General features: G+C 39.9%; 7 protein-coding genes and 1 pseudogene. 5 read left to right on the forward strand and 3 right to left on the reverse strand.

From position 1 onward, the window contains the following. Window positions 1–2,462 (forward strand): hypothetical protein (locus tag H7254_RS06970; RefSeq protein ID WP_301932287.1); only part of this gene is annotated, 2,462 nt, incomplete at its 5' end. Window positions 2,463–3,400: 938 nt separating this feature from the next. Here H7254_RS06970 and H7254_RS06975 read toward each other — a convergent pair. From H7254_RS06975 to H7254_RS06985, 3 genes are all read right to left on the reverse strand, one after another. After that, the gene (locus tag H7254_RS06975) at window positions 3,401–4,537 is read right to left on the reverse strand and encodes a hypothetical protein (protein ID WP_301932288.1); all 1,137 of its coding nucleotides are present in this window, start codon (window positions 4,535–4,537) and stop codon (window positions 3,401–3,403) included. Between the two features lie 103 nt (window positions 4,538–4,640). After that, window positions 4,641–5,129: a hypothetical protein gene (locus H7254_RS06980; RefSeq protein ID WP_301932289.1), complete on the reverse strand. Its 489-nt coding sequence runs from the start codon at window positions 5,127–5,129 to the stop codon at window positions 4,641–4,643. After that, window positions 5,071–5,502 (reverse strand): hypothetical protein, encoded by a 432-nt coding sequence (locus H7254_RS06985; RefSeq protein ID WP_301932290.1) that lies wholly within the window; start codon window positions 5,500–5,502, stop codon window positions 5,071–5,073. Before H7254_RS06985 ends, H7254_RS06980 begins: the two co-directional genes overlap by 59 nt. 715 nt (window positions 5,503–6,217) lie before the next feature. Between H7254_RS06985 and H7254_RS06990 the strand changes: the two genes are divergently transcribed. The 4 genes and pseudogenes from H7254_RS06990 (at window position 6,218) to H7254_RS07005 (ending at window position 12,319) form a co-directional block, all read left to right on the forward strand. Further along, window positions 6,218–7,972 (forward strand): ABC transporter ATP-binding protein, encoded by a 1,755-nt coding sequence (locus tag H7254_RS06990; protein ID WP_301932291.1) that lies wholly within the window; start codon window positions 6,218–6,220, stop codon window positions 7,970–7,972. Then, window positions 7,953–9,713: an ABC transporter ATP-binding protein gene (locus H7254_RS06995; protein WP_301932292.1), complete on the forward strand. Its 1,761-nt coding sequence runs from the start codon at window positions 7,953–7,955 to the stop codon at window positions 9,711–9,713. Before H7254_RS06990 ends, H7254_RS06995 begins: the two co-directional genes overlap by 20 nt. A gap of 137 nt (window positions 9,714–9,850) precedes the next feature. Next, a pseudogene (locus tag H7254_RS07000) lies at window positions 9,851–10,711 on the forward strand (alpha/beta hydrolase). Window positions 10,712–11,209: 498 nt separating this feature from the next. Beyond that, window positions 11,210–12,319, forward strand: a complete 1,110-nt coding sequence (locus tag H7254_RS07005) for an alkaline phosphatase family protein (RefSeq protein ID WP_301932293.1) — start codon at window positions 11,210–11,212, stop codon at window positions 12,317–12,319. The last annotated feature ends 183 nt before the right edge of the window (window positions 12,320–12,502 follow it).

Raw genomic sequence — 12,502 nt, forward strand, 5'->3', positions numbered from 1 at the left:
ATAAGAGTGACGATGGCGGAGATACCTGGAAACTGATTTCGGAAAACCCAGGTATGCCCAGGGGATTAATGGGTAAAATTATTTGTACTATTACACCCGTTAACCATCAGAGAATATGGGCAGTAGTAGAGAATACTAACGCCGGTGTTTACAAAAGTGAAGACGGTGGAAAAAGCTGGGAACTGGTAAGAACAAAAAACGATCTCACACAAAGACCCTGGTACTTTAGTCAAATATTTGCCGATACAAAATATGAGAATACTTTATACATTCTGAATGTTGAATTTTTTAAATCGATTGATGCTGGTGTAACCTGGAATAAAATTTCGAACCATCATGGTGATAATCATGATATGTGGATTAACCCCGACAATCCTAAAAACTGGATAATGGGAGATGATGGAGGGCCGGAAGTAACCTTTGATGGAGGAAAATATTTTACGGATATAGATTTGCCTACTGCACAGTTTTACCATGTAAACTTAGACAACGAATTTCCTTACAATGTATATGGAGCGCAGCAAGACAATAGTAGTATAAAAATCGCTAGTCGTACCAACGACAACTCTATCGGAGCGGCTGATTGGTATCCTGTAGCAGGTGGTGAGGCTGGATTTATTGTACCAGATCCTTTAAATGCCGAAGTTACTTTTGGTGGGGAATATGATGGACAACTTTCTACCTACAATAAAAAGAACAAACAGACCAGGGCTGTTTCTGTATATCCTGAACAACACAGTGGCGCAGGTGCCGAAGATTATAAATATCGTTTTAACTGGACATACCCAATTGCATTTTCTCCACACAATCCTAAAATGATGTATGCCACTTCCAACTATGTGCACCGTACAATGGATGCAGGACAAACATGGGAAAATATTAGTCCTGATCTTACCAGACATGATCCTGCCACATTAAAACCAAGTGGCGGACCCATTACTTTAGACAATACCGGTGCAGAAGTGTACGCCACTATTTTTGCCTTTGCAGAGTCTCCAATAAAAGCTGGCGTATTGTGGGCTGGCAGCGACGATGGGCTGGTACATGTAAGCCAGGACGATGGAAAATCATGGCAAAAAGTTACTCCTGCAGGGTTACCCGATTGGGCCATGATCAGCTATGTTGAGCCTTCACATTTTGATTTGGCTACCTGTTATGTATCCGCTACAAGATATAAGCAGGTGGATAACAAAGCCTACATTTATAAAACTAATGACTTTGGTAAAACCTGGAAGCTTATCATCAAAGGATTACCTGCCAATGTATACAATCGTTGTGTGAGAGAAGACCCCAATAAAAAAGGATTATTGTATTGTGGATTGGAAACAGGTATTTATGTCTCGTTTGATGATGGTGCCAACTGGCAAAGTCTGCAACTTAATTTGCCCAATACGCCAGTGCATGATATTCAAATTCAGCAAAGGGAAAATGACCTGGTCATCGCTACCCACGGCCGCTCGTTTTGGATATTGGATGATATAACCCCTTTATATCAACTAACCGATTCCGTAGCAAATGCTGCCTTTCATTTATACAAACCAAGAACTACCTACCGAACAAGAGGAGGAACAATTGAAGATCCGAAAAGCCAGGAAGGTACCAATACACCTGACGGCGTAATGGTACGCTATTTTTTAAAAAACAAACCTTCTAAAGAAATAAAATTAAAGTTTGAAACGATAGCGGGAGACAGCATCATTACTTTTTCCAGCCTTAAAAATATAAATGGTGAGCCAGGTGAAATATCCAAAGATTTTTATGAAAGTAAAACCAAAAAATATGGTGCGCTTTCTATTGATAGTTTCATCAATATGTTTGCATGGGACATGCATTTTCCCCCGGCAAAGGGAGATACAGGTGTAACTTTTGAAGGATCTTTTGCAGGACCTTACGCAGTACCCGGGAGTTATAAAGTACGCATGTTTGTGGGTGATTCTTTGATTGGTACACAACCGTTTTCAATTATTGCAGATCCCAGAAACCCCTTTACCACTGCGGATTTGAAAGAACAGTTTGATTTGGCGATGCAGGTACATAATACATTGAATGAAGTAGGTAAGGCAACCAAACAAATTACTTTTGTACGCAACCAGCTCAAAAAATATTTAGAAGATACGGAAGACTCTATTGAAGTAAGGGCAATACGGCCAGTGGCAAAACCAATCATAGATTCACTCACTAAAATTGAAGAAGCATTGTATAATCCAAAAATAAAAGCCAATGAAGATGACCTGCGTTTTCCGATGCGGCTTGAAGAAAAATTAGGTGGATTAAATGCGGCCATACTTTCTGCTGATGCAAAACCTACTGCTTCTATGCACACATCTTTTTTATCATTGAAAGACAGAATTGATCCTTTATTGGCACAGTTGAAACAGTTGCTGGAAAAAGACATCAGTAAATTTAATGAGCTGGCAAAATCAAAACAGCGGTTACAAATTGTTACAAAAATGAAAGAGTAAAATAGACACCTGATTCATCCTCTTTAAAAGGTGCAGCCAATCTGCGCACTGATAAATGAACCATGAAAAACCTCGGTATATTATGAAGGATAAGACAGAACATAGAGCCTGTAGTTTTAATAGGCAGACTAAGAGGCCGTGTAGAAAAGATTGAGTAAAATTCTTCTGGCAGATAAAAGTATCCCGGCTATGCTGGTATCATTTAATTGTTTATAGTTTTTCGGATTATGGCAGTTGGTGTTAATTGAGGTAAATAACCTTTTAATAATTCACCTCTTCTGCAATATTTTAAATGGGTGTAACTCATCTTTTTTATTATGGAATATCATAAATTATCCTAACTCTTGAGTGTAGGTTAACCAAAAATTAGTCTATCATCCCTCTCGACGGTGTAATGCGTTGTGAACCGGCGCAGGAATGAGGGTGAACCAGGCGGGCAGGTGTCCTATGCAGGGCTGTACCAACGTTTCTTAATAAAATGAATCATGAACCAGCGATACAAAAAAAGTACAACAGGTTTTATTTTACAGCAGCATAAGCTTTTTTAGCTTTACGATTTCTAGGGTTATCGATCATCATTGTGTAAAACAACACCGTTATAAAATGCCTGGCATCCGCAAATGGTTTCAAAAAAATTAGTGCATGCAGGTTTTGCTTTATCCGGAATAGCAGATCAATTTTTTTATAACTATTATTTAATTACGGTCATAACTTAGCCTTCAAACAAATATATATAAATTGTACAAATACATTTTACAGGTACAATATTCTAAACTTTTTTTGTGTAAACCAGTATGATATTAGGAAGCAGTAATTTACAAAGAGGCTAAGTTTACGGAATAATTGCTCAGTTTTTTTTCTGTTGTCGTAACAATGCCGGTGATCATTGGAAGCGTTTCTTTTCACATCTTTTATTTGCATTACTCAAAATAAAAAGATCATCTTAATTTCTTGCTGATAACATATTGCTGGTTGGCGGGTGTTGGTTTGGTTGCAACAAATAGGGGTGTTTCTGTGGCCGTCAATTGTACTATGCCATTTACTACGGCTATTGTTTCAGTTTGTAAAATGTCGCTGCCGCTAACCGGCCTGTATACAATTACGGAATCATCAGCAGGAAAAGATAGGCTGCAGGGGATTGTCGTTCCTTTTTCATCCGCAACCCAAACCGCATAAATTAACTTCCCCTTATTTTCATATTCATCAATAACCGGCATTTGTTGAAGGCTTCTGTTATAATGAAAAGAGCCCATCAGTTGGCTGGTTTGAAATAAGTAATCCATAGGTAGTTTTCTTTTAAACAATGCATCGGTTAAACCCATTGAGGCATATTTGGTAGCACTGTTTACATTACCATCATTCAATTCAAAAAAGAACAGGCTGCTGATACCTTCTCTTAAAAAAGTAAGTACTGATCGTAAGCTCCAGTCGGCTTGTGTTTGCGATGCTGATTTGTCACCAATGGCAATGGCTTTTTGCCGGCTTCCCTGGTTAATATCAAAACCGGTTTCGGTAACCCAAACGGGCATGCTGTTACAATATTTTTCAGAAAAATTCACAAATGCCCGGGCCACACTAATTGTATTTGATACTTCAGGTGCAGCTCCCCTGGGTGAAGTAATAGAAGTATCTCTTGAGTAGAAATGGTAATTGATAACATCCCAGCAAAGATTAATTTGGCCATCAGCTTTATAGCCCCTGTTTTGTCTGCACCATTCAACCATTGCTCTTATATAGGATGGATTATTGGATGCCAGTCCGCCAATAACGACCTGCATGGTAGTATCTGCATTTTTTACGCCTACATCTGCACCCAATAAACCTTTATGCCCGTCATAAAAAGCAGACAATAACGTGGTGTATTGATATGCGTTCATATACCCGTTGGCACCTCTCCACCATTTGTCGAGTTCGTTACCACATTCAATGTATTTTACCAATGCCAGCCCCACTTTTACCGTGTTTACCGGATCACCCGTCCACCGGGGTTGTGTGCTTACTTTTAATAAGGATAGTGGCACGTTGCTGTTGCGTCCATAACGGGAGCAAACTGAAAAGCGATCTTTCCTTTTCACTATAAGACTGTACAGAATTCCGCGGCAAGCCGTACCGTAGTGGCGCATTATCAGCAAAACGTTGGTCTGCGGGGTAAGTGTTTTTCATCCAGTCTGGCGTATTTTAAATACAGGCCAGTACCTCAATACTATCTCTCTTGCAACGTTCATAGGTAATATCATAACTCCAGCCGCCACCATAGCTGGGATTAAAATAATACTTTCCTTCTGCGCCTTCCAGTTGCCGCCAATCAAGGTAATGCCTGAAACCCCTGAAATTTTTAATGGCTGCATATTTATCTTCTGCAATAATGCGGGCATTGGTGTTACTGGTAGGCCGCACAAAGTCCCATTCAAAAGCGTTCATTCCAAGGGTTTTGTTAAAGGTTGCATAAGTTCGTAGTGGTAGGGAAGCAGGTGCAGACGGGGGTGTATAATATCCGTAAAATTCAAGTTCTGTAGGCAGGTCGCTTCGGGTGCAGGTAAAACCAATGTACTGGATATCGGTAACTACGGTATCTAAATTAAACATTGCGTTGCCAGCAGTATTTCTGTCAGGAGAAGGCCCTACCCATTGCATATAGCGGGTGCTGGTAAAGGTTCCCAGTGACACTCTTTGACCATCTTTTTTTTATGGCGTATAACTGAACCGGGTCGGCAGAAAATATTCCCTGGTAATCGTACATTTTTACCTGACCAATGGTGATGGATTCGCCATCATTTAAAGGATAAATACAGTCGTAAGTTTGCATAAAGCCTGCAGACCCTACATTTATTTTTTCATTTACAATGCTGTCAAACATAGCACCAATGCCAATGGTAGCATAATTTAAAATATACCACCTGTTTGCATCAAGCGGAATTTTAGAATAAGCTGCAGCCGGAATGCTGTCAACCGCTTTTACAGGAAGTGTTGCAGGAGCACCTGTTGTTTTTGTAAATACTCCTGCAAACAGCAGTAATAAAAGTGGAGGTAAAAATTTCATATTAAATTCTTTTTTCGTGCCGGCGCCTTCACCAAAACATGGGCACTGTTAAAATACTTTTTGGATTGATAATAGCGTTTGACTATAACTTACTCATTTTTATTCATTTGCAACCCTGGTTTCGGCTAAGCGAATATGGATGGCAATAAAACTTTCATTTAAATATTCTCTATTGGTTTGAAATATTCTATGATACAAATAAGCGCTGACATCATTAGAGCCGTCTATACCAATTGTAATTTGCGGGTTTCTTTGCAAACGTACTAACGAGAAGGGAGAATTATCGAAAACACCTTGTCTTTATTCCGGTGATGAGGCTTTGCGCTTCACCCTTCGGCTGTTGGTGAAATACACAACAACGTCTATGGGGTTTAGTTGTTGTATTATAGTTGAATTTGAATATATCAGCAAGGGAAAAAGTATGGGTCTTCCTTATTTAAAGTATCAAATCGAAAGCGTTTTAAAAACTGAAAAGTCAAAGTGTTCGCTCCTAATGTACCGCAAAGCTTCTTCTGCACGGACAATAATTAAAATCATGAATGCTTACAAAATTGATTTCACCCTTATTGTATTTTAACCCAGCTTTTTCCAGATAAAATATTTTTAATCTACATCCGTCAGCCGGTATACAAGCCACTTGTCAATTAAAAAAAGACCTCCACAGGATGGTAAGTTTTTTTTGATTATTTTTCCGCATTATTAATCCCCGAATAACATGACAAAAAAGGCTGATACTTCCGGTAAGGATGCGCAAAAAGGTTCCAGCGTATTTAGCTTACTTGCACCTTACAGGGGCATGGTTTTTTTACTGCTGTTGTTTGCTTTGATCAGCAATGGCATCAATCTTTTTTTACCAAAAATAATAGCCAATGCTATTGACGCTTACCCAAAACACTATGTCTTGCAGCAGGTGCTGGTGAAATATTTAATGGCTTCGCTGGTAATTTTTATTTTCACCTGGTTGCAGGGGCTGGTGCAGGTGTATGCCTCAGAAAAAGTTGCGAGAGATCTGCGTTCCAGACTGGCGCATAAAATATCAATACAAAGCCATGCATACATTGAAGAGAGCAATCCTTCAAAACTGCTTACCAACTTAACGGCGGATGTAGACAGTATTAAAATGTTTGTCTCGCAGGCCATCGTATCCATTTCATCTTCCATCATCCTTATTATTGGTGCCTGTATTTTGCTTTTTTCCATCAATTGGAAACTGGCGCTTGCCGTGGTAGCCATTGTACCCATCATTGGCGGGGCATTCTTTTTTGTGTTAAAGAAAGTGAGGATAATATTTTTACAAAGCAGGCAGGTAATTGACAGGCTCAACAAAGTAATCAACGAAAGTATTTTGGGTGCGGCTATTATTAGGGTCATTAACTCACAGCAGTTAGAGTATGAAAAATTCCTGGATGCCAATACAAAGGCAAAAACTTTAGGCATGAGTATTCTTATATTATTTGCAGGCTTAATACCGGTAATTATTTTTACGGCTAACATGGCAGGACTTGCTATATTAACCATGGGCGGGCATTTTGTAATAACCGGCACCATGTCGCTTGGAGATTTTTCAGCGTTTAACAGTTACCTTGCGCTGCTGATTTTTCCGATACTGGTGATAGGTTTTATGAGCAATGTAATTGCACAGGCTACCGCAAGTTACCAGCGCATCAGCGTAATGATGGATACGCCGGAAATACCCGATACCACCACCATCAAAGTTCCATTGCAAGGCAATATTGAACTGAAGAATGTGACTGTAATGTATGGTGAAAAAGCTGCCTTGAAGAAAATTAATTTTTCTGTAAAAAGGGGTTCTTCCCTGGCGGTAATTGGCCCCACTGCTGCTGGTAAAACACAATTATTGTACCTGTTAACCGGCCTGATAAAACCTGCTGAAGGCATGGTGGAGTTTGATGGTGAAAACATAGAAAAGTATAACAAAGAAAATTTTCACAGCCAGGTAGGTTTCGTTTTTCAAGACAGTATATTGTTTAACATGAGCATCAGGGAAAATATTGCATTTAGCAACCTGGTTACTGATGAATCGCTCGCCAAAGCCGTTGCCACAGCGGAGTTGAAAGATTTTGTTGATTCGCTGCCCAATAAATTAGATACGGTGGTATCAGAAAGAGGAACGAGTTTATCAGGCGGCCAAAAACAACGGATCATGCTTGCAAGGGCGCTGGCCATTAATCCAAAAATAGTATTGTTAGATGATTTTACGGCCAGGGTTGACACAAACACAGAAACAAAAATATTGCAAAACTTACGGAACAATTATCCCGGCATTACACTTATTTCAGTAACACAAAAAATTGCCACGGTTGAGCATTATGATCAGATAATTGTACTGATGGAAGGCGAAATTGTTGCCCGTGGTATACACGCAGATTTAATGAAACAAAGTCCTGAATACATACAGATTTTTAATTCACAGCAGAGCACAAGCAATTATGAATTACAACCTCAATGATATTTCTGAGCAACAGCAAAAAACATCCACGATGGGTGCCTTACAAAAATTGCTGCAACTGATAACAGAGGAGCGCAGCAATATGTTATGGGCGCTGGTGGCTATTCTTGCCAACTCGGGCCTTAACCTGGTGGCTCCTTATATTATTGGCCATGTAATTGACAGGTACGTGGTACCCAAAAATTTTCATGGTGTGATGGTATGGGCGGGTATTTTGTTGGGCATGTATATTATAACGTTTGGTACAAGTTATTTGCAAACAAGAATGATGGGAGGTGTTGGTCAGCGGATGTTATTTAAATTGCGTAACACCATCTTTAATAAACTGCAGGAGTTGCCGGTTGGCTTCTTTAATCAAAACAAGGCAGGTGATTTGATTTCAAGGGTGAACAATGATACAGATAAAATTAATCAGTTCTTTTCACAGTCGCTGATGCAGTTTATCGGTACAATTACTACCATGACGGGTGCCGGTATTTTTTTACTGGCAATTAATTTTAAACTGGGGGTTGCAACTTTGTTACCAGGGCTGCTAATATTTATTTTTACCAAATTTAGTTCACCATGGATAAAGAAAAGAAACGCCCTAAGTATGCAACGTACGGGCGGTCTAAGTGCCGAGATACAGGAAAGCCTGCACAACTTTAAAGTCATCATTGCCTTTAACCGCCGGGATTATTTCCGCAACCGGTTTGAAGCTGCCAATGATAAAAACTATACAAGTGCCCTGGCTGCCGGCATTGCCAATAATGTATTTATACCAGTGTATGGATTTTTTGGTGCGGTTGCCCAGCTGGTGGTGCTTACGTTTGGTATTTATTTGATTAGTACGGGTCATTTTTCTATTGGTCTGCTGGTGAGTTATCTTGCCTATGCGGTAAACTTTTACAATCCCTTACGGCAACTGGCAGCGTTGTGGGCAAACTTTCAGGTAGCCATGGCAGGGTGGGACAGGATATCCTACATTTTAAATATGGAAACCAACCTGAAGGTTTTACCAGAGGCTGCGGTTGAAAAAAGCAATGGAACCATCATGGAATTCAGAAATGTTTCTTTTGGATACGATGAAGGGAAGGAGATTTTACACAATGTAAATTTCACGCTGGAGCCTGGTAAAACGTATGCCCTGGTTGGCCCCACAGGGGGAGGTAAAACAACTACTGCTTCGCTCATAGCTAGATTATACGATCCGGTAACGGGACAGGTGTTGCTGAATAATAGAGATATCCGTACCTATCAACCTGCGGAACTTACCAATAAGATTGGATTTATTTTGCAGGAGCCCTTTCTTTTTAGCGGAACTGTAAGAGAAAATATTTTATACAGCAACCAACAGTATCTGAATTTTAGTAATGAGCAACTGGAAGAAACAATCAAAGCCGCCGGTTTGCAAAGCCTGTTGGATATTTTTGAAAAAGGATTGAATACAGAAGTAAATTCCGGGGATAGCATCAGCCTTGGCCAAAAGCAACTGATTGCCTTTATGCGGGCAGTATTGCGTAGCCCTGCCTTACTGATATTGGATGAAGCTACCGCCAACATTGATACCATCACAGAACAAATACTACAGGACATACTGAATAAACTGCCCGCCACTACTACCCGTGTTATCATTGCACACCGCTTAAATACCATTCAAAATGCCGATGAAATATTTTTTGTAAACGCCGGTGAAGTAATTCGTGCCGGATCTTTTGATCATGCGGTAAACATGCTGCTGCACGGGGACAGGCAGAGTTAACTATGTTTCACACAAAGAGCGCCAAGGATATAAAGCAGACAAGGTCTTTTCACACAAAGATTACAAAGAATACAAAGTACACAATTTTGGTTTCTTTATTTTTCGTTGCGTACTTTGTGTGAAACAAAAATTGCTGCATGAAAAAAATTGCCCTTCTTATTATAAGTATATCTACGTCACTCGTAATACTTGCACAAACAGGGAAAGTATATGATAACCTTTCTCTTAAAAGCAAGCTGCTGAACATGGACAGGAAGTATGCCATTTATCTTCCGCCCGATTATGAAACATCACAAAGAACTTATCCTGTATTGTACCTGCTTCATGGCGGTGGAGACGACCAGACAGGCTGGGTACAATTTGGCGAAGTATAGTACATTACAGACAAAGCCATCCGCGAAGGAACGGCCACACCTATGATTATCGTAATGCCGGATGCAAATACCGGGCGAAGAGGGTACATGAATGATGCCACCAATACCTGGAAGTATGAAGACTTTTTTTTTCAGGAGCTCATGCCTTTTGTCGAAAAGACATATCGTATAAAAGCTGACAAACATTATCGTGCCGTATCAGGTTTGTCAATGGGTGGAGATGGAACGTTCACCTATGCGTTACATCATCCTGAATTATTTGCTGCTGCCTGCCCTTTAAGTGCAGGAACAGGGCCGGCAAGTATTGATAGCACCAGAGCACGATTGAAAAGAGAAAATAATAACATAGCTGATACTGCTGTAACAGCATTTTACAAACGGCAAAGTGTGGTTGAACTGGTAAACAATATGCCGGATAGTTTAAAAAAATCAGTGCGTTGGTATATTGATTGTGGTGACGATGATTTTTTGTATGAAGGAAATTGTTTGGTGCACATTGCCATGCGTAAAAAAGAAATACCACATGAATTCCGCATCCGCGACGGGGCACATAACTGGACGTATTGGCGGGCTGCTTTACCAGAAGTGTTGCAATTTATATCCATGTCTTTTCATCAATTTTAAAGAGAAAATAAAATAAAAAAATCAACAAAATCTGTGAAATAAATGGCAAAAAAGAATTAAACAACCCGATACCATTCAATCCTCAGGCGATACACATAAAGGGTATTTTCAATTTTCTGTTCAGCTACCAATTGACTATTTAAGTAAATTAGACATCATAATTTTTTTCTACTACTATCCAATGGAAAATCTGATTACGATAAATTTAACGGGATAAAGTTGCCGAAGATTGGAGGCATTGGCTTAATAAAAAATAAAAGGCTATTTAAAACCGATAAACGAACGTTTGAATTTTTGGGGTTTCTGCCATGTTTGCATTACCTGTAAATACTAAGTGATATTTGTAAATGGGATACTTGTTACAATGTATACTTTTAAACTTTCCCGGCGATAATCATAAACGATGTTCACAAACGTACCCGTTAACAAATAACCTTTCCTTAATCTTTTGTTGATGGCTTGTTTACATTGGGATGGTTTCTTTGTAAAACCTCTTTTATGAAAGCAATCTATTGCATTTGTATTTTCCTAACACTTACCAGTATTACCCATGCACAGCCTGCTGCGCAGAATGTTTTTATCATCACTATGGATGGTACCAGATGGCAGGAAATTTTTAAAGGTGCAGATGAGGCGTTGTTGCGGAATATCAATTACGTAAAAGATACCACGCTTATGCTGCAGCAATACAGTCATACAGACCCCGAAGAAAGAAGACGCAGACTGCTGCCATTTTTTTGGTCGGTACTTGCACAACAGGGTCAGTTGATGGGTAACCGCAATTTTGACAATGATGTAAATGTTGCCAACCTCTACAAAATTTCTTATCCCGGCTACAGTGAAATATTTACCGGCTTTGCCGACAAACTTTTTATACCCAATCTTGCAGTAAACAATCCAAGAAGTAATGTATTGCAATGGCTCAGCACCCAACCACTATACCAGGGAAAAGTTGCTGCGTTTTGTTCCTGGCGTGTACTGCCGTTTATACTCAACGAAAAAGATGGAGCCTTTCCCGTGAACGGTGGGTATGAAGCGCTGTATGAAAAAGATAGTACCAGTACATTGATTAATGGCGTTCAGCAAAATGTATACAACCAGGGAAGTACCAGGCACGATCTGCTGACTTTTGAATGTGCCAAAAATTATATGCAAAAAAATCATCCTAAAGTATTGTACCTCGGCCTGGGCGAAACAGATGAATTTGCACATGAAGGAGCCTATGATACTTATTTGCAAAAGATACACCAGGCAGATGCTATGATTGCTGAATTGTGGTATGCCGTACAAACCGACCCCTTCTATAAAAATAATACCACTTTCATCATTACTACCGATCATGGCCGCGGTAACAAAACCAACACCTGGACAACACATGGCTTTTGGGTAAAAGGCTCAGGGCAAACCTGGCTGGCCATGCTGGGCGCTGGTGTTTCTGCAGGTGGAGAAGAAAAATACAAACAACAGTTGTATCAAAAGCAAATAGCCGCCACCGTAGCAGCTTTGCTGGGGTTGCAGTTTAAAACAAATCACAGGGTGGCAAAAGCAATGCCTGTAGAAAGGATAGAGCCTGTAACTGAAATAGTGGCAGCAGTTAAGGGTGAGTAGCCACTGCAATAAATGAGGTATATTTTATCATGCATACTTTTATAAAAAGCCAGGCAGCACTGATAGCAGGATACCCCTTTGACAGCGTAGGCATAACGGTTGAAGTGACCAAAAGAAAATAGAATGAAAATGAGTGTGAAAGATGGTAGTCTATGGCTGGCGGGCATTGATCAAGACATCAAA

It is taken from the genome of Ferruginibacter sp. (genome assembly GCF_014377975.1).
Lineage (GTDB): Bacteria > Bacteroidota > Bacteroidia > Chitinophagales > Chitinophagaceae > Ferruginibacter.